This window comes from Psychromonas sp. L1A2, assembly GCF_009828855.1.
Taxonomy (GTDB): Bacteria; Pseudomonadota; Gammaproteobacteria; order Enterobacterales; family Psychromonadaceae; genus Psychromonas.
Genome location: NZ_WUAG01000001.1, coordinates 1,699,873 through 1,719,526 on the forward strand (window position 1 = coordinate 1,699,873; position 19,654 = coordinate 1,719,526).

Annotated in this window: 13 protein-coding genes; 5 read left to right on the forward strand and 8 right to left on the reverse strand. The window is 36.3% G+C overall.

What is annotated here, in order from left to right; translation table 11 throughout:
• Positions 1 to 295: 295 nt before the first annotated feature.
• On the reverse strand, positions 296 to 3,574 hold the full coding sequence (locus GQR59_RS07340) for a glycoside hydrolase family 3 protein (protein WP_160061335.1): 3,279 nt from the start codon (positions 3,572 to 3,574) through the stop codon (positions 296 to 298).
• 886 nt (positions 3,575 to 4,460) lie between these two features.
• Here GQR59_RS07340 and GQR59_RS07345 point away from each other — a divergent pair.
• The 3 genes from GQR59_RS07345 (at position 4,461) to ggt (ending at position 7,993) form a co-directional block, all read left to right on the forward strand.
• Positions 4,461 to 4,883: a GNAT family N-acetyltransferase gene (locus GQR59_RS07345; RefSeq protein WP_160061336.1), complete on the forward strand. Its 423-nt coding sequence runs from the start codon at positions 4,461 to 4,463 to the stop codon at positions 4,881 to 4,883.
• Between the two features lie 90 nt (positions 4,884 to 4,973).
• The gene (locus tag GQR59_RS07350; protein ID WP_160061337.1) at positions 4,974 to 5,570 is read left to right on the forward strand and encodes a DJ-1/PfpI family protein; all 597 of its coding nucleotides are present in this window, start codon (positions 4,974 to 4,976) and stop codon (positions 5,568 to 5,570) included.
• Positions 5,571 to 6,118: 548 nt separating this feature from the next.
• Positions 6,119 to 7,993, forward strand: a complete 1,875-nt coding sequence (gene ggt / locus GQR59_RS07355) for a gamma-glutamyltransferase (RefSeq protein WP_160061338.1) — start codon at positions 6,119 to 6,121, stop codon at positions 7,991 to 7,993.
• 119 nt (positions 7,994 to 8,112) lie between these two features.
• Here ggt and ptsG read toward each other — a convergent pair whose 3' ends face one another.
• The 4 genes from ptsG to GQR59_RS07375 form a co-directional block, all read right to left on the reverse strand.
• The gene (gene ptsG, locus GQR59_RS07360) at positions 8,113 to 9,519 is read right to left on the reverse strand and encodes a PTS glucose transporter subunit IIBC (RefSeq protein WP_160061339.1); all 1,407 of its coding nucleotides are present in this window, start codon (positions 9,517 to 9,519) and stop codon (positions 8,113 to 8,115) included.
• Positions 9,520 to 10,064: 545 nt separating this feature from the next.
• On the reverse strand, positions 10,065 to 11,453 hold the full coding sequence (gene dbpA / locus GQR59_RS07365; RefSeq protein WP_160061340.1) for an ATP-dependent RNA helicase DbpA: 1,389 nt from the start codon (positions 11,451 to 11,453) through the stop codon (positions 10,065 to 10,067).
• 141 nt (positions 11,454 to 11,594) lie between these two features.
• Positions 11,595 to 13,292 carry a S1 family serine peptidase gene (locus GQR59_RS07370; protein ID WP_160062494.1) on the reverse strand — a complete coding sequence of 566 codons (1,698 nt, stop codon included), beginning with the start codon at positions 13,290 to 13,292 and terminating at the stop codon, positions 11,595 to 11,597.
• Between the two features lie 91 nt (positions 13,293 to 13,383).
• Complete coding sequence (locus GQR59_RS07375) at positions 13,384 to 13,731, reverse strand: putative quinol monooxygenase (RefSeq protein WP_160061341.1); 348 nt, start codon at positions 13,729 to 13,731, stop codon at positions 13,384 to 13,386.
• 424 nt (positions 13,732 to 14,155) lie between these two features.
• Here GQR59_RS07375 and GQR59_RS07380 point away from each other — a divergent pair, with 424 nt between their 5' ends.
• Both GQR59_RS07380 and GQR59_RS07385 read left to right on the forward strand, forming a co-directional pair.
• Positions 14,156 to 15,091 carry an SPFH domain-containing protein gene (locus GQR59_RS07380; protein ID WP_160061342.1) on the forward strand — a complete coding sequence of 312 codons (936 nt, stop codon included), beginning with the start codon at positions 14,156 to 14,158 and terminating at the stop codon, positions 15,089 to 15,091.
• Positions 15,092 to 15,100: 9 nt separating this feature from the next.
• Entirely contained in the window at positions 15,101 to 15,556 is a 456-nt protein-coding gene (locus GQR59_RS07385) for an NfeD family protein (RefSeq protein WP_160061343.1), read from the forward strand.
• 748 nt (positions 15,557 to 16,304) lie between these two features.
• Here GQR59_RS07385 and efpL read toward each other — a convergent pair.
• The 3 genes from efpL to GQR59_RS07400 all read right to left on the reverse strand — a co-directional run bounded on the left by efpL (position 16,305) and on the right by GQR59_RS07400 (position 19,532).
• Positions 16,305 to 16,871, reverse strand: a complete 567-nt coding sequence (gene efpL, locus GQR59_RS07390) for an elongation factor P-like protein EfpL (protein ID WP_160061344.1) — start codon at positions 16,869 to 16,871, stop codon at positions 16,305 to 16,307.
• A 23-nt stretch (positions 16,872 to 16,894) separates the two neighbouring features.
• Positions 16,895 to 17,221, reverse strand: a complete 327-nt coding sequence (locus GQR59_RS07395) for a TusE/DsrC/DsvC family sulfur relay protein (protein ID WP_160061345.1) — start codon at positions 17,219 to 17,221, stop codon at positions 16,895 to 16,897.
• Positions 17,222 to 17,336: 115 nt separating this feature from the next.
• On the reverse strand, positions 17,337 to 19,532 hold the full coding sequence (locus GQR59_RS07400) for an FUSC family membrane protein (protein ID WP_160061346.1): 2,196 nt from the start codon (positions 19,530 to 19,532) through the stop codon (positions 17,337 to 17,339).
• Positions 19,533 to 19,654: the final 122 nt, after the last annotated feature.

The following is a 19,654-nucleotide window of genomic DNA, read 5'->3' on the forward strand; positions in this document are numbered from 1 at the left end:
CTTACGCCTTGAATTGAATTGTTTTTCCAGTGCGAAATTTAGATAGCATATTTAATGTAATCGATATAACGGTTATATATCTATTAATTACGTTTATAAACGCTGAATAGATCATTATGTAGGATAAGGGATTCATACTTTTATAATCAGAAAGATAGTTGTGGTGCTTATGATAGGTTGATATTTATAAAGGCGACATAGCTATAGGTGACTATGTCGCTTTTTTTAATTATTACTGATGTGACTATCGGTCATTTAATAATTAGCCCTGATATGGCTGTATTATTTATAGGGGCTACTTTTCTAAGGTAATATTTTTGACTTTAAATGAAAATCCAGCCTGTGAAGATCCCCATGAAGCTAACAATGCTAATGGTTTATTTACCGTCGTAATATCTAATTCTCCTGTATTTAAATCAGCGATGTTTACTGTAATAGTATGCCAAACTTCAGTCGGATAGTCCGCTTTAGGCAACAAATAATCATTGCCAGTGCCTGCTTCAGATTCTATTTTAAAGGCTAAACCTTCGGTGGCGGTTTCTCCATCATTAGCAGGAACACCATAGCTATCAATATATAAATCAAATGTTAACGTACCATCGATATAATTTGTTAGGTTTTGAGGCTCTCCAATGATATTCATAATGCCTTTATAGCTTTCAGGACTAGATGAATCATAGGCCACTGACAATATAGTTTCACCGTCAATACTTTCTTCACTATAGGTTAAGTGATTCTCAATACTTGACCAATCATCTGTGGTGGTTTGATAAGTACTTAAACTTGTCCAAGTATCACGTACATTAACTGAGTCTACATCAAGTGCTACAATGGCATCTTCTTGTAACGTACTACAGGAAACTGCATCTTCCGCCGCATCAACGCTGTTTGGTACAAAGCGTATTTCTCCTAAATTGAACTCAACAGCTTCTGTTGAATACAGTAAGAAAGCTGTATTAACAATTGAAAAGTCCATTCCCTCTTCAACAAAACAGCTTAAAGGCACTTTGATTGTTGTCCAAGCGCTATCATTCGCTTCTGTTACCGCTGGTAAGACTTTATTAATTGCGACTTCACCAAGGCATGGCCATTCACAATGCATTGATAGTGTTAAGCTTTCAGGTGCTGTTGATTTCATATCAATATCAAATTGGACGGTAGCATCGGCATTTACATAACTGTATTTATCGATGCCGTTGGTATCACTGGTTTGTAAATAAACCTGTGCAGCTGACTCACCACTAAAGCTTACATTAACTGCATCTTGTTGGTGTAAGTAGTTAATGGGTGTTGTTGTGATAGAACCAATCGTTGTTTCTGAACCATTAGATACATCAACACCTGCCCATCCATTCGCTTCACCACTAACTCGAATCGTAAATTCACCTGAAGATTCACGACCATAAAGTTCTAAATTAACGGTTGCTGTATCAGTATCAGGTTCTGACTGTCCACAGCCGTAGTCTCGAACATCAAGCTCAATATTATCAAGATCTGTCGTTACCGATTGAGTCTCACTTGAGGAATAACCTAAACCATACCCGTAAGGGAATAGTGGTTTATTCTCTCCTTCGATATCTTGCTCAATCAATTCGCCAGTGCTGCCATCAATAGGTGTTGTATAATTATCAATATTAGGGGCATGACGATTAATAGTGGTTGAGCATACTTTCATTGGCCACGAATAAGAGAGTCGACCAGAAAAATCCATTCCATCTTCTGCAAATAACACATCAGTGATACCGCCAGCTTCAGTGCCTGGTAACCAAGCTGCAATAAAGGCATCTGATGTATTGATCTCTTCATTAACATACAGTGGGCGACCTGAGTAGAAAATAGTAACAACTTGATGGCCTGCTTCTTTCATCTCTTGAATGGCGACAAGATCTGCTGCATAAGTCGAATCTAATGATGAAAATTCTAAGGTTTGTGAGGATTTAATATCGCCAAACATTTCTGCGTAAGGGTCTTCACCAATGACCACAATGGCAATGGCATCTTCTGGTGCTTCGGTTGCATTAGTGAAAATATTTTCTGTACCGACTACATTTTGCAATGCCATTAGTAGTGTCGTCGCACCTGGGAAATCATCTTCGATAGTATTTTCTGTGCCTTGCCAGGTTAAACTCCACCCACCTGTTTGTTTTTGAATATCATTGGCCGCACTACCTGTGACAATATAAGAAGCATCTTTACTTAATGGCAGAATGCTTCCTTTATTTTTAAGTAATACTAGTGATTCACTTACGGCTTGCCTTGCTAGTGCTCTATGAGCATCAGATCCTAGAATATCAGCATCTCCGGCTAGCTCTCGCTCTGATGGTTTGGGTTTATCCCAAAGATTCGCTCGCATTTTTACACGCAAAATACGAGTCACTGCATCATTAATACGTTCAATAGCAATTGTGCCGTCATTCACTTGGTCAATAACATTGCTATAAAAAGATTGCCAATCACTTCGTGATGTCACCATAAAAACATCATTACCAGCATTAACAGCTTCTGGGCAATTAGATGCAGTGCAACCTGTAATCTCTTGCTGACCATTCCAGTCGGTTACTATGATGCCATCAAATCCCATTTTTTCTTTTAAAATATCGTTAAGTAAATATTTACTACCATGCAATTTATAATTGTATTCGCCTGTTTCTGTTTGGTCGTAGTTGGCTTCGTTGTGCCATGAATTAAATGAACTCATTACCACTTGTGCACCCGCATCAAGACCTGCAAAATAGCCTGTCGCATGGATATTACGTAAATATTCTTCGCTATAATGGTTTTCGCCGCGGTCTTCACCATCGTAAGTACCACCGTCACCAACCCAATGTTTAACATTTGAGATAACATTAGTTTGACCCTTAAGTCCTTCAGTGCCACCTTGTAGACCTTCTACCATTTGTCCTGCAAATTGATAAATAATTTCAGGGTCTTCTGAATAGCCTTCATAAACTCGGCCCCAACGATAATCGCGTGGCGCAGCAACCGTTGGTGCAAAGGTCCAATCTAAGCCTGTTGCAACAATTTCTTGTGCTGTAGCGACACCAATTTTATAAATTAAATCAGGGTTATTTGCTGCGCCTAAACCGATATTATGCGGAAAAACCGTTGCTCGATAAACATTGTTATGGCCATGGACTGCATCGGTTGCCCACATAAAAGGAATTCTGAAAGGGCGTTCAGCATAGGCTTCTTCTAAAGCATCGTAATATTCATCGGCTTTGGAAGCCCAGTCTGCTGCCGTCGCATATTTGTCATCATTCGGCCAAGAACCACCACCATTTAATAAAGAACCTAATTTATATTGCTTTGCTTCTTCGACAGTCACTTCTCGAAGATCTGGTTGTATCATTTGACCTACTTTTTCTTCTAATGTCATTTGATCAAGAATAGTTACAATGGCTGCTTCAATGATAGGGTCAACTGCAACAACACTATTAATTTGTGGCCAGTCTTGGAAGTAAGGTACTTTAGATTCAACAATGTTAATGTTTCCTGTTTCTTGTTCGGCATTGTTACAACCTGTGATAAGCGCCATGGAGACAAAACACGATAATATTGATCTTTTATAATGCATACTTTTTCCTTGTAATATTTAAGATAAAAGAAAATACCTCTATTTATTGTTGTATGTGGTGAGATAGATAAATAGAGTCATTTTAATAAGAAGAAAAATGAAACTTTAAAAATAAAAAACATACTTAATTGTTATTTTAAAAAGTTTAAATAAAGCATTTTTACTTCGGCCTGCATTATAAAAAAAACATTTGAATAAAAAGCGATCAAGGTCTCTTATGTTACTGACTTTGTGTAACAAAAAGTAACGAGTTTGTAACGTGGGTAGCCATGAATTAAAGGTTTAATTAAGTCTTTAAAGAGATTTTTAATGTGAATTTATGGTCGTTCTTTAGTGGTAGTTAGTATTTATTAATTAATCTATAGGCTTAATTTTAAAGGCTTCATTTGTATTGTATAAATAAAGATGAATTGAGCTTTAATTCGTTTTTTGCTTTGTAACAAAACTAATTATTCAGTTACAAAGCAAAAAACACTTAAGCAAAAATGAAAGTTGATTTTTAAGGTCAATCTACTTTTTATCGATTTTTCATTGTTAATAAGAATGTGAATTCAAATTAAAGAGAAAAATAATTGCATAAGACTATCTATAATTTACTTTTCTTTTGAATTAACAATAAACCTATTTTGAATATAAGGGAGTAATTGCACTTATTTTATGAATCTAGTCTGCTCTATTTGCGAAATTTATAACGAAGAAGTAAGTTGATGTCACCAGTAAAATAGATCAGTTAATTAGTGTGGTTGGTATAACAACATTCATTATGCTGATGTTTATGAACGTATCGTTTATAACATTGAGCTGATGGTAAAAATCAATTTAAAAGATCCAATAAAATATTGCCTATGAGCATTATTCTATGATGTTGTGAACGATAAGGGGCGCCATGCAAGTACATTTATTACAATCTAATTCAGAGCTAGGAAAAGTAGCGGAAGTTCTTTTGCAACTTCGACCTCAATATGATCTTCTAGGTTTAAAAGCGCAAATTGAAAAACAACAAGCAGCTGGCTATCAACTCGCTTATGTAAAACAAGGTGAAGAAATATTGTGTGTTGCCGGTTTTATTGTCGGTGAAAAATTAGCGTGGGGTAAGCATATTTATATCGATGATCTTGTGACTAATGAAGCATACCGCTCAACGGGTGCGGGTTCAGTTCTGATTAGTTGGTTTAAACAATATGCTAAAAATATTGGTTGCCAACAATTACATCTAGATTCAGGTGTTCAACGTTTTTCAGCGCATCGGTTTTACTTAAGAGAGCGTTTTGATATTGGAAGCCATCATTTTTCAATAACAGATATTTAGCCGATTAAAAGTCATTAGAAGGGGATTTAATCTATCCTCTTTGTTACTCTTTGTAAGATTTTCCTCATACTAAGATAAATGGAGTTATCTATGAATATTGCTATTTTAACCTTCGAAGGTTTCAATGAATTAGATTCATTTATTGCAGCAAGCATAATGAATCGTATGAAAGAGTTCGGTTGGAATGTGCAAATAACCTGCCCATCAGAATCTGTTACTTCGATGAATGGCGTTACCATTCTTGCTCAACAGCCACTTGAGTTCGCTAACAGTGCCGATGCTGTTTTGTTTGGTAGTGGTCTACAAACACGTGATATTTCTCAAGACCTTAGCATTTTAAATCGCTTATCTTTAAACCCTGACAAACAACTAATCGGTGGTCAATGTTCAGGAACACTTTTACTATCAGTCTTAGGTTTGTTAAATGATGTCCCTGCATGTACTGATTTAACCACAAAACCTTGGGTGATTGAGTCTGGAGTTGATGTGTTAAATCAATCTTTTTTTGCAAAAGGAAATATAGCGACTGCTGGTGGATGTTTAGCCTCGCAATATTTGGCTACATGGGTGATTAGTAAGTTAGCAGATAAAAGCGCCGCTGAATCTGCAATACATTACGTTGCACCAGTCGGCGAAAAAGACGAAACCGTTAAGCATTGCCTATCAGTTGTTTCTAAATATCTTTAGTATTGTGGCTTAGCTTAACGTTGCATTTAAGTTTTATTTACTTATACCAATCACACTAATTAACTGATCTAGTTTACTTGTTAAAATAACTTATTTCTTCGTTGTAAATTTCGTAAAGGGAATAACCATTAAAGAATTAACATCCTTTGGTTAATTCACCGATAGACGATTAACGAAGTTAATCTTCGAAAGGAGCAATTTACGCCTTAAACTAAGTCATTTTTCCTGCGCAAAATTTAGATCACTTATTTAATGTAGTCGGTATTAAGTACAATTGCTCGAGCCTTTTAGCTAACGCTTTCACCTCTACGTTTTATATCGGATTAACCTCTCTTGCCTTTCTTATTTACCCATTCTTAAATTTTTTAAATTATTTTTTCTATCTATAACAATAAGATAGGTTATATGCTTATTTTTAAAATGATTTGTAAATTATAATTTAATGATATAAGTTGTCATTTGATCTTATTTTCTAAAAATTTGATTGAGTCTTTATGTCCGTTTAACGTAACCATAACGGTATTTAATTTATCTGTAACAGGAAGAACATGATGAAAAGAAAACTATCAAGGATATTTTTAGCAACTTCAGCGGTAATGATGTTAGCTTCGTGTAATGACTCTGACGAGACGAGTGTTGAAGCCTCAGTAAACTGTGAAATCGATCAAGCTAATCCTGAGTGTGCCTCTGGTTTTGAAGAAAGATCGGCGGTTATTGCTAATGATTATATGGCTGTCACTAATAATCCCTTAGCAACAGACGCTGCTTACGATGTACTTAAAGACGGGGGAAATGCTATTGATGCTGCGATTGCCGCGCAAATGGTCTTAACATTGGTAGAACCTCAGTCATCGGGGATCGGTGGTGGAGGATTCATGCTTTATTATGATGCTGACACTAAGAATATTGTTCATTTTGATGGTCGAGAAACGGCACCCTCAGCAGCAACGGGTGATATGTTTTATGTTGATGGTGTTGCGCCATCAGGTTACAACGGTTTCTTTCAAAGAGTGCTCGGTGGAAAGTCAACGGGCGTTCCAGGTACCTTAAAAATGTTAAAGAAAGCACATGATGAGTACGGCACTAAAGTCTGGAGTGATTTATTTACACCCGCTATATCACTTGCAGAAGAGGGTTTTGAAGTCTCAGAAAGGTTAGAAGCTTCGATAGAAGGTGATGCTGTTTTCTGTAAAGATTCAGATAATACCTCTGATTTTTATGTTGACCCTGATGCGAATAGTTATTTCTGTTTAACAGATGAAAGCGGTGAATATACCATTCCTTTACCGGCGGGCTACCTTCTTAAGAATCAACCATTAGCCGATACATTTAAAGATGTAGCTAATGACGTTGAGCTATTTTATACCGGAACTTATGCTACAAATATTGTGACTAAACTGTCTCAGAATCCTATTCCTGGCATTTTAACAACAGACGATATTGCAAACTATGAAGCCGTTAAAAATGAACCTGTTTGTAGTGTTTATAGAGGCTATACGGTATGCGGAACACCTCCTCCATCGTCAGGAGGGATAACAGTTGCACAAATTTTAGGTATTTTAGAGAATCATGATATGAGCCAATGGTTACCAACGGATATTGACCTTAATGGTGGACAACCTACGGCGAACGGTATTCATTGGTTCTCAGAAGCCGCTAGACTTGCTTATGCTGATCGAGGCCTTTATATCGCCGATACCGACTTTGTTGCTCTACCTGGTGGTTCTTGGGAAAGCATGATTGACCCAACTTATTTAACTGAGCGATTTAGCTTAATCGACGCGCAAAGTAGCATGGGCCCTGCTGAAGCAGGGAAACCTGCTGGTGCTGAAAACTGGTCTCCAGATCAATCTCCAAATTTACCTTCAACAACGCACATGTCGATTGTTGATAAAGAAGGTAATGTTGTGTCTATGACGAGCTCGATTGAAACTGGGTTTGGTTCACATCAAATGGTTGATGGGTATTTATTGAATAATCAACTTACCGATTTTTCTACGGAATATCAAAGTGCAGATGGAACACTTATTGCCAACCGAGTCGAAGGTGGAAAGAGACCGCGAAGCTCTATGGCGCCAACTATCGTATTAGATGCGGATGGTCAGTTCTTTATGGCAACAGGTTCTCCCGGTGGATCAACTATTATCACTTACGTAGCGAAAACATTAGTAGGTGTATTAGATTGGGGGCTTGATGCACAACAAGCAACATCATTAGTGAATTTCGGTTCAACGAACGGTTCAACGTTTATTGAAGAAGAACGACTTACTGATGAAGCAACGATTGTAAGTGAACTGGAAGCAATGAACCATACCGTTGATGTCACTTCTAGAGTGAGTGGTATTGCCACTATTGTTAGTGATAATGATGTATTTGTTGGAGGTGCTGATCCACGACGTGAAGGTGTTGCAAAAGGCGAGTAATAATTTGTTAGTGTAAAACCGATAAAAGGTAATCATTTCATTCAATGCGTTACATGAATTAATGATTACCTTTTTTATTTAGTTATTTCAGATAATAAATAGCTTTTAATTAAACGTGTTTACTTCGCTAAAAAAGCTTCCATATCTGTTTTTAGGTTGTCTGATTTAGTACCAAAAATTGCTTGGACGCCATTACCTGACACAACAACACCTGCTGCACCTAATTTTTTAAGTCCTGGTTGGTCAACAAGTGCAATATCATTAACACTGATACGTAAACGAGTAATACAAGCGTCTAAGTTATCAATATTTTCTTTACCACCGAATGCAGCCACTAATGCAGAAGACATCTCTTCGTTATTTAATACAACAGACTCAACTTGCTCTTCATCTTCACGACCTGGCGTTTTAAGGTTTAGTGCTTTAATCACTACGCGGAATAATGTGTAATAAACGACTGCGTAAATTAAACCGATAACAATAAAGTAAACTATTTTTTGAGCGTTAGCTGATAGTACTAAGAAGTCAATCAAACCATGTGAGAATGACGTACCGTGAACCATACCCAACATATTAGTTACAACAAATGCAGAACCTGCTAATAATGCGTGAATTGCATATAAAACAGGTGCAACAAACATGAATGAGAATTCAATTGGTTCGGTAATACCAGTTAAGAATGAAGTTAACGCAGCAGACGCCATGATACCCATTACTTTTGCTCTGTTTTCTGGTTTAGCTGAGTGTGCAATTGCAATTGCAGCAGCAGGTAAACCAAACATTTTGAACATGTAACCGCCAGCTAGTTGACCAAAACCATTACCAGCTGCACGACTTGCATCATCAGCAGATAAGTAACAAGTTAAGATACCGTGTAGTTCTTTACCGTTAGCATTAACACAATCACCCGCTTCAAAGAAGAATGGTACATTCCAAATATGGTGTAAACCGAATGGAATTAATGCACGTTCCACCACACCGTATATACCAAATGCAACGGTTGGATTTTGGTGAGCAGCCCATTCTGAGAATGCTGAAATACCAGCACCAATTGGAGGCCAAATAACCGATAATATTGCGCCTGCGATAATTGCAGCAAAACCTGTCATGATTGGTACTGCACGCTTACCTGCAAAGAAACCTAAGTAATCAGGTAATGAAATATTGTAGAAACGGTTAAACATGGCAGCAGCAATACCACCTGCAATAATACCGCCTAATACACCAGTATTTGCACCAGGGGCTAATGTTTCGATTGTTTGCATCATGATGTAATAACCAACAGCGGCAGCAAGTGCTGATACACCATCGTTCTTAGTAAAACCAAGTGCAACACCAATTGCAAACAAGAGTGCCATATTACCAAATACAGCACCTCCTGCTTGTTCCATTAGTTGTGAAACTACATCAGGTAAAATACTAAATTTAGCTGCACCGACACCGAGTAATATCCCAGCAATAGGTAATACGGATACAGGAAGCATTAATGACTTCCCAACTTTTTGTAAATTCCCAAATATATTCATAAATCACTCCGTTGTGGTTTTTTAATGTTAGCTCGATTGATTCGATGACGGGAGTGTAGCGATAGTGCTATTTAAAAAATGATAAAATGCTCACATAAAAAAAGAAGTTACATTTACTTACAATTGAAGATGCATTTTTACAAAATATTACAAATTATTGTTGGAAGCGTATTTCAATATGATCTAAGGGAGGTTTCTTTTTCAGGTTCAGTGACGTGACACTGTATATAAGTCGATTCTTTGAGTTCTAATTAATGTGTGACTGGCGCTTTGTTCGAAATTAAAATTTGGGTAATAAAAAGGTGAAATTACTGAAGATGTTTTTGATTGTTTTAAAGCGATAGGCCATTGTATAAGAAGAGATTATGGCTCAAATGTGGTTTTTGTTATGTGCTTTTAAATCAATCTCATTTATTCGTTTTTTGTATTGAAAGAAGGTGTTTTTTGATTTTCATCTATAGGTTTTTGGTTACAGAGGGGATTGCGTAGAGAAGAAATATTACCAGTTTAATTTGATCAAATTAAACTGGTAATTGATATAATGGTTAGCCTCTTACAACCATTACTCGGAAGCTTCTACCTTTTAGCTTTCCTTCACTTAGTTTTTTAAAGGCAATTTTAAGATGCTCTCGTTGTACTGCAACGTAAGACCAGTATTCAGATACTGCAATTTTACCCACTTGTTGACCTGTAATACCATCTTGTCCGGTTAATGCACCAACAATATCACCAGGACGAATTTTTTGTTTTTTGCCGCCTTCGATACGTATTGTGATCATTTCAGATGCTGCTGGTGGTGTATCTAATAATGAATTATCAGGTAATGGACTTGGGTTGATATTTCGGTCAAGAATATCTTCTAATAATTTAATTCTATGGTCATCTTTATTGCTGTAGAAAGTAAACGCCAATCCTTTACTACCTGCGCGACCTGTACGGCCGATACGATGAACATGTACTTCTTGATCATGGGCAACATGGAAGTTGAATACAGCACTTAGGTTGTCGATATCTAAGCCTCGAGCAGCAACATCGGTTGCAACTAAAATACGCGCGCTTTTATTGGAAAAGCGAATTAATGCTTGATCGCGGTCTTTCTGTTCTAAATCACCATGAAGGGCAATCGCACTGTAACCACGGTTTGCAAGTTCTTCCGCAACTTCTTGCACTTCACGTTTGGTGTTACAAAATACCACGCTCGATTCTGGTTGATGACGGTTTAATAATAAACGCAACGCGATCATACGATCTTGGTTATTTTGAACAGAATAAAATGTTTGTTCGATTACATTATTATCGTGTGTTGCTTTTACGGTAACTTGTTTAGGCGCATTCATAATACGCTTTGCTACTTTTTCAATTTGCTCGGGATAGGTTGCACTGAATAACAATGTTTGACGTTGTTTTGGGCTGTGCTCAATGATGCTGTCAATAGCGTCTTGGAAACCCATTTCTAACATGCGATCTGCTTCATCAAGAACCAACACACTTAAGTGTTCAAGATTTAAAGATCCTCTATTAAGATGGTCTTGAAGGCGCCCCGGAGTACCAACAATAATATGGGCTCCATGCTCTAAAGACGCGGCTTGCGGACTAAGCGGTGTGCCGCCGCATAAGGTCATTACTTTAATATTATGAATAGAGCGTGCTAGCTTTCTGATATCTGTGGCGACTTGGTCTGCTAATTCGCGAGTAGGACAAACAACTAATGATTGGATTCTAAATTGCTTAACGTTTAAGCGATGTAAAATACCAAGCGTAAATGCAGCTGTTTTGCCTGAGCCAGTTTTACCCTGTGCAATGACGTCTTCTCCATTTAAAATTAATGGTAAAGATTGTGCCTGTATTTCAGTCATCTTTTGATAGTTTAAAGACTCTAAATTAGTTAAAAGACTTTTCGATAAAGGTAAGGTTGCAAAAGAGGTGTCGCTCACGATAATAACTTCCTGATAGGGTGGTGATAATGGACGCTACCATAACAGTTTGCATGGTAGGTCACAAAAAAATTGTTAATAGTATAACGTTAAATTGCAGATAAACCTGTTTTATCTGCACCTAAAAATAGAAAACTTACGTTATTTACTACTAACAATTGAAGACCGGAATAATGACTGTTTAAAGGTCGTGATTATCATTAATAAAAATAAACTCCACCAATGTAAACTACCTCCACTGCTGCTATTATTACTACTTTCTACTACAACAGGTTCTAAAGAAGGTAAATCAGTAGCGGTATCTGTTGATGATTGATCGATCCCAATCATCCGTGCATTATGCAAAAAGGCGACATCTGAACCTCCATCCAAACTTGAATCTTTAGTATATTGCCAAGTAATAACGGTGTTTGTTCCAGCAATTTGGTAGTCTTCTGATGTGAAATCTTGTATGCCAGAAATACTCTGTATCGCAATACCGTTAATAAACAGTGTCAAAAAGTCATAATTTTCTTCGGAACTAATCGCCCAATCAAACTTCAACGACCAATCCCCAGATACGATTGCGTTTATTTGTGTGGCACCATTATCAGAAATAGACGGTGATTGAAGGTAGCTTGCATCTTCCGAAAGTAACCATGGTAATGTATTTGATTGATACCAAGTTACATCGGTATTTTCGGTAAAAGTAATATCATTAGGATTAACGATTTGCATGCCTTTAGCTTCAATTTCAATCGTTGAATCTGCTACTGTGTCATCATTGGTTTCTACAAGGAGGGTTGTTTTATCTGTTTGATAGGCATCCGGTTTATATTCAAAACTCACATCACAAGTGCTGTCTGCAGCTAACCCCGCGCACTCAATGGTTTGTAACGTAAATTCAGCTTCGTTTGATAAAGAAAAAGTCGGAGAGATAAGAGATTCAGAATTATTTTGAATCGTGATAGTAAACACTCTGACTTCACCAATATCTGCGACAAAATAGTCAGTATTATTGACACTTGTAACCGCATTGATTTGTAAATCAATCCACTCTGAATAATTTGACACTTTAGTATAAGCCCCCGGATTATTAGGCGCTGCGCAACCAAATCCGAAACTGACAATCCCAATTTGTTGGGTTTCATTTTGTTCTATCGATTCAACAACTAATGGGCCTCCACTATCCCCCTGACATGAGTCAATACCACCATTACTAATATCTCCTGCGCATACCATGTTATCAGTGAAATTAGGAATAGCTGCTCCACATGTTGTAGTAGATAGAAGGGGAAGTGAAACTTCATTTAAAATATCTGGGTAAATTGGGTTTACATCTTCGCCAGATGAAAAACCTACCGTCGATCCCCAGCCTATCGCTGTTGATGTTATTGTATTAACTGAAGTAAATTCTGTCGTTTCTAAGCTGGATAGTGCCATTATGGTAGTATTAGTTACAGGAGTTGATAATTTGATAAGTGCAATATCGTTATCAAAAGTAACTGTATTAAAATTAGGATGAATAATTATTTTATCAATATTGGTCGATGGTGTTTCAGTAGAAGAAAATAAGTCGTATTCACCTACTGTCGCAATAATATTATCTGCCGATAAACCTTCCATACAATGTGCCGCTGTTAACACCCATTGTTCATCGATTAAAGAACCACCACAGAAATGACTTTCTGTGTTTGCCGTTTTGATACTCACTATCCATGGGTACGTTGATTTACTAGTAACTTCATCGCCACCGACAATACGTGCAGATGGTGGCAATGAATCTTCTGCAAATGAGTTCATTGAGGTCATCAATAAACATGAAAATGTAAGTTGTTTGAAAAATGTAGTGTTATTCATAATATCCCTATTAAATAAAATCTGTTTACTATGTTATTGGTGCCTTTAATTTTTTATATTTAAAGATGATGATTAATCTTCAATCTATAACTTATAAGTTTGGGGCATCATAATTAGTTGGTTGATCGCTATACACACACACATTATGTGCTTCAACTAAGCCATTCTCTGCCACGCATTGTTGTTCAAAGAAATCAACAATCTCTTTACGTTGACAGTGTGCTTCAAAAGCTACTTTATTTGCCCAAATTTCATTAAATACTAAAGGAAAACTTTCTCCTGCCGCAAAGTCACTTTGTATATGACGGGTTGCTAAGTATTGAATACAACCATCTTCGCGTTGTGAGTTTGGTTCAAGTGATTGTAGTATTTTAAATAATGCATCTTCTTGGCCTGGCTTTGCTCTAAACATAGCGATGCAATAAATTTTTTGTGACATGTTATTTTCCTAATAAAATGGGATTGAAATTTTTGATATCTATTTAATGTAACGGTGTTAACTTTTAACTTAGTCGTCTCACCATAAGGACTGCTAACACTTAATATTCTCAATAAAAGATACTAAACAATAAGTGCTCATGTGACCTTTATGTCAACAATCTCCGTATATAATTAGCAGTCGACATTTATCGTTATAAAAATGTACTTAATCGGGATACTTGATTATTTTTATTTTCAATTTAGCCCTTAAATACATCGTATTTTTTGATGTGAAATTGACAACGCAAAAGATTGTACAGTGCACCAATCACAATATTTAAACTCAAACTTATAGGTAAACGATAGAGGTTAATGATTTGTTTTATTTAATGAAGCAACACGTTACTATCACTTAATTATATAATTTTAATAAAGGAATTAATATGGATATCTTATTTCAGTACATTTTCAATATACAAGTTTTTATTCTAGTGTTGGTCGTTATCATCTTAAAAAAATCAATTATTTTTGTGCCACAAAATCGTGCATTTTTAATTGAACGATTTGGTAAATACCAATCGACTCGAGAAGCTGGTTTGAATTTTCTTGTTCCTTTTATCGACCACATAGGCGCAAATCGTTCTCTTAAAGAACAAGCCGTTGATGTACCAAGCCAAAGTGCGATCACTAAAGACAATATTTCGTTAAGTGTTGATGGCGTATTATTTTTCAGAGTACTAGACCCACATAAAGCAACTTACGGTATTGATGATTATGTTTTTGCCGTTACGCAGTTATCACAAACAACGATGCGTTCTGAGTTAGGTAAAATGGAATTAGACAAAACATTTGAAGAACGTGATGTACTAAATACCAATATTGTTGCATCAATCAATGAAGCCGCCGGTCCTTGGGGGATTCAAGTTTTACGTTATGAAATTAAAGATATTGTGCCACCGACAACCGTTATGGAAGCGATGGAAACGCAAATGAAAGCGGAGCGTGTTAAACGTGCTCAAATTTTAGAGTCTGAAGGTGATCGCCAAGCCGCTATCAATGTTGCTGAAGGTCAAAAGCGTTCAGTAGTATTAAAAGCGGAAGCTGAAAAAGAAGAGCAAGTACTGCAAGCTCAAGGTGAAGCTGAAGCCATTATTGCTGTTGCAACGGCTCAAGCAGAAGCGTTAAATCGAGTTGGTGAAGCTGCTAATACTGACTCAGGCCAAAAAGCTATTCAGTTAGATCTAGCGACTAAAGCGATTCAAGCTAAAGCTGCCATTGCTAAAGAATCATCAGTAGTATTATTACCTGATAGCGGTAACGATGCAGCGTCTATGGTTGCACAAGCAATGACTATCATTACTAGCTTAAATAAAAAATAAAGGCTGATTATGGAATATATTCTTTTACATTTACCGCAGGCTTTAGTGGTACTGGGTCTTATTCTTTTAGCCATTGAAGTATTAGTCTTGGGTTTTTCAACATTTGTTTTATTTTTTGTTGGGCTAGGTACTATTATTACTGGTATTTTGATGGCGTTAGGCGTTTTGCCTACGAGCATGCTTAATGCGTTATTAGCAACAGCCGTTATTTCAACAATTGTGGCTTTGATAAGCTGGCAGCCTATGAAACGATTGCAAAACAAAGGTGAAATACACCAAGTAAAAAATGGCATGATTGGTGAGACATTTACATTACCTGAAGATTTAGCAGTTGGAAAAACCATCACCCATCGCTATTCGGGCATTAATTGGCAAGTTAAAGCGAACCAATCATTAACTGCAGGAACCGAAGTAAAGATAACGGAAATGCAAGTCGGTTTATTAACCGTGGAACAAGCGCTTTAAGCTGTAAATGTAGAAATATATTGGTGTTATGACGTAAACAACAGGTTTGCGTTGTACCACTTTTTTACCTTTAATTTTATTCCCTCTCTATTTTTTATTACAGTCTCATAAAAACCAGTCTATTAGCCGTCTCTAGATTTATTACGAAATATGACAACGTCTTAAACCTGTAATTTACAATTAATTACCATCATTTAATTATTTAATGTAGAGAGTTTATTATAGTAATCATGCTAATTAACTGATCTATTTAGCTTGTTAAAATGACTTATTTTATCGTTATAAATCTCGTAAAGGCAACAACCACTAAAGCATTAACATCTTTAGTTAATTCTCCGACAGACGATTAACAAAGTTAATCTTCGAAAGGCCACAACTTACGTCTTAAAATAGTTATTTTTCCTGTGTAAAATTTAGATCAGTTATTTAATGTAATTGGCATTAGAACGCCTTTTATTATCTAAATTTTATTATTTTGAATTTAAACAGCTAGTTTTAAAAGGGCAGTTATACCAAAAGAATTAATAAGGTGATCATTCTTGCTGGTTAAAATCCCCCCTAACTGCGTTGTGAGTTTTGAAGTGAGAACAACTATCTCCTACAACTCCCGCCTTATTAGTGTTAATTTTTCCTGCGCAATCTCTGATCACTTATTTAATTCCATTGGTATTAAAGCAGGAAAATGAAGGATAAGTAAATGGTAATAAAAAGCCGATAAAATTATCGGCTTTTATAATTGGTATAACGCTTATGCACGACCCATAAATTTCTTTTCAGTCGTGTTAACACGGATTTTGTCACCCGTTGAGATATGCTCTGGTACTTGTACTGTTAAGCCAGTTGATAAAATAGCTGGTTTTGTACGAGCAGTAGCAGAACCACCTTTAATAGAAGGGTCTGTTTCTACAATGACTAAATCAACACTTGCTGGTAGTTCAACCCCTACTGGCGCACCATCAACAATAACAACTTGTAAACCTTGTGTATTTTCATCAATAAATAAAACTTCATCAGCGATGCTTTCTTTATTTAAGTTGTATGGCGTGTAATCTTCGCTATCCATAAAGACCAACTCATCACCATCAAGGTATGAAAACATAACATTACGGCGAATTAAGTCCGCTAATGTGAGCATGTCACTGTCTTTGAATGTTTCATCAGTTTTTGCACCAGAAACAACATCGTACATACGCATACGATATAAACTGCCGCCTGCTCGACCTTGAGGAACTGAACGCTCAATGTCTTTAATAATGTAAACGCTGTTGTTAAATTCAACTGCAGTATTTTTTTTGATATCACTTGCCTTAGGCATATTAACTTTCCTTTATATTGTGCTTATATACATCGAGCTGGTTTAGGTAAACCAGCAATTTTAGTGGCTTGTTTCGCTGGGCCATCTGGAAATAATTTGTATAAATAACGACTACTTATTTGATCTTTGCCATATTTATTTTGCATCGCTTTGACTAGAGCGCGAATCGCTGGAGAAGTATTAAATTGTTCATAAAAATCACGAACAAAATAGATAACTTGCCAATGTTGATCTGTCATTGCTATCGTTTCTAATTGTGCTATTTCAGCTGCTAATGCTATATCCCACTGTGTTGAGTCGAGTAAGTAGCCTTGTGCATCTGTAGCAATTTCTTGACCATTAAATATCAAGTCTAATTCCTTTACCGTGTGAGCGCTTTATTGGAGCAAAATTCTATATTAAAAGTAATAAATTGCCTATCCTAAAAAGAGTAATCTTTTACTTTGTTTAAATTTGTTTGAGTAATTATGCCAGAGAGGCGACTTCACCCTGTGCTCTATTTTCGATTTGTTGTAAAAGTACCTGTATATCTAATGCTGTGAAAGCAATTAATCGTAATTGTTCAACGATTAATTTGGATTCATCTGACATCGTCTCTTTATATAATTGAAATGATTCAATTTCAATTTTTTCAATTGCAGCTTGTTTTAATTCAGGACGATAGGTATACAAAATTTGTTCTGAAGTGGCTACAAAAAGTTGTTTTAATAACTCTAAATCTTGTTGAGGCTCTATTTTATGGCGATGTGAAGACAGTGCAGCAATATAGCAGTTTAATGCATCACAGCGATTAACTAAGCCATAGACCTCTTGTTTAAGATGTTGCTTTGAATTGGGTTCAAAGAGCATGCTTTGCCAAGCTGAAGTTAATGCTGCATCTGATTTAAAGGATGCAAATCGAGTCTGACGGAATACAATACTTTCGCTTCGTCCAAACTGATATTGCTGTGCTATTTGTTTAAAGTAACGACTGCTATTGAGCAAATGATTATTTACTAAAGCAGGGAAGCGTTTGAATTGCCAATCAGGGTAAATAAAGCTAATCGCTAAAAAGCTTAATACACAACCAATTAACGTTTCATAAATGCGTGCGTATAAAACATCAATACCGGAAGGGGCTAGTAGATTAGTTAATATCATTACAAATAAAGTAATAAATATAACGGCTAAACCATAATTTGTTCGTACGTAGTTAATGAATAAGAATGCTGAAACGACCATTAAAATAGATTGTAATAATTCGTTTTCAATCATTATAAATATCGGGAAGCTGAGCAATATCCCCAATAACGTACCAAAACTTCTTAAAGTAAGACGTTTACGTGTTTCACTGAAACTAGGCTGGCAAACAAATAACACCGTGGATAGTATCCAAAAACCATTATTAAGTTGAAATTGTACTTGAATCAGATAAGCGATCACTAAAGAGAGGCTAATACGTACCGCATGTTTAAATACCGGTGTCTTTTGTTTATAGGCTTTACGTATTGTTTTCCAAAAGCTAAGAGGTTGTTTGTTTTCACTATCAACAACAATAACGGTATTGTCTTTGTTTATGTTAGATAATGAGTTTAGTAGGCAGTCTATACCATTAAGGTTATCGTAGATTGCTTGTAAAGCTTGCATTGCTTCTTGATTATTATTGAATAATTGCAGTTTTTGTTTTAATAAAAAAAGTTGATCAGACAGCGCTTGTATAGTCCATTTTAAACGGCGTGAATGCTGATATATTTTTTTTTCACTGATGTTTGCACCTACTTGGTGACAATCCATGCTCAATTGTAATAGTAATTGGTGAAAGCCTTCTAATATCTGACTTCGCCCAAAAGTATTTTCTAACTGGCTGTACAAATATTGACTTGCGCTAATACGTTCATGAATTTGTTCTGCGACTAAGTAATATTGATTCAATAGACTTAATTCGCGTTGTCGTCTATTTGCTTTGTATTGACCTTTGATCATGCTTTTAGATGACTCTAAACGTGCCATAATACTGATATTTAAGACCGCTAGTTTCTGCCTTGTATCAATGATCGCTTGTTTAGAATTTCCTTTTTGCGCATCAAATAAATCTGACTTTTGTAGTTGATAGCGGCTTATCGCATAAAATAGCTGTGAGAGTTGTTCACGCAAGGTTCTGTTAGGACTTAAATGCGACCAATAAATAGCAAATAAACCATACCAGAGTGCGCCGATGGCTAATAAAAGAGGCTGTTCGAACCACACAACATTATCTTGGTGGCCAATCATGGTGTAGATCGCAATTAAAATCGCGCCAAAACCAATTTTAGTATAATGCGTCCCTAAACTGGCTAGCATCATAAAAGCAAAAGTAGAGGTCCCTAAACCGATAGCAAAGAAGAGTGGGTAGGGTAATAACAGTTCAACGCTCGATGCAGCAACAAAGAAGCAAGCGATAACGGTCGCAATGAATTTCTTTCTCTCTTTGGTATTTTCATCAACTTCAACGATAGCACTGGCCATTACGCCCAAACAAAGTGACAGAGAAATAGCTAAGTTAGATTGCTCAAACAAACCTAATTGGAGGTCAAATAAAACAGGTATAAAGGTACATGTCATTGCAATAACAACACGAAATCCTGAATGTGCATTAGAGTCAGAAATTAACCGTCTAAGCATTAAAGTAAAAGAGTATTGCATGTACTGTTTCTCAGTAGCGTGGTTAATAGTTATTGATTTAGGTGCTTGGCCATTATTGCTGATTAAAAGAGTTTTGCTAAGCATTAATGATTAATATTAGTTTTAATCCTTCACCTTACCAT

Bases quoted from the DNA above. Each gene is read 5' to 3' on its own strand.
- GQR59_RS07340 (WP_160061335.1), bottom strand. From the start codon at position 3,574: ATGCATTATAAAAGATCAATATTATCGTGTTTTGTCTCCATGGCGCTT.
- GQR59_RS07350 (WP_160061337.1), top strand. From the start codon at position 4,974: ATGAATATTGCTATTTTAACCTTCGAAGGTTTCAATGAATTAGATTCA.
- ggt (WP_160061338.1), top strand. From the start codon at position 6,119: ATGATGAAAAGAAAACTATCAAGGATATTTTTAGCAACTTCAGCGGTA.
- ptsG (WP_160061339.1), bottom strand. From the start codon at position 9,519: ATGAATATATTTGGGAATTTACAAAAAGTTGGGAAGTCATTAATGCTT.
- efpL (WP_160061344.1), bottom strand. From the start codon at position 16,871: ATGCCTAAGGCAAGTGATATCAAAAAAAATACTGCAGTTGAATTTAAC.
- GQR59_RS07400 (WP_160061346.1), bottom strand. From the start codon at position 19,532: ATGCAATACTCTTTTACTTTAATGCTTAGACGGTTAATTTCTGACTCT.
- GQR59_RS07380 (WP_160061342.1), top strand. From the start codon at position 14,156: ATGGATATCTTATTTCAGTACATTTTCAATATACAAGTTTTTATTCTA.
- GQR59_RS07385 (WP_160061343.1), top strand. From the start codon at position 15,101: ATGGAATATATTCTTTTACATTTACCGCAGGCTTTAGTGGTACTGGGT.
- GQR59_RS07370 (WP_160062494.1), bottom strand. From the start codon at position 13,292: ATGAATAACACTACATTTTTCAAACAACTTACATTTTCATGTTTATTG.
- GQR59_RS07345 (WP_160061336.1), top strand. From the start codon at position 4,461: ATGCAAGTACATTTATTACAATCTAATTCAGAGCTAGGAAAAGTAGCG.
- GQR59_RS07375 (WP_160061341.1), bottom strand. From the start codon at position 13,731: ATGTCACAAAAAATTTATTGCATCGCTATGTTTAGAGCAAAGCCAGGC.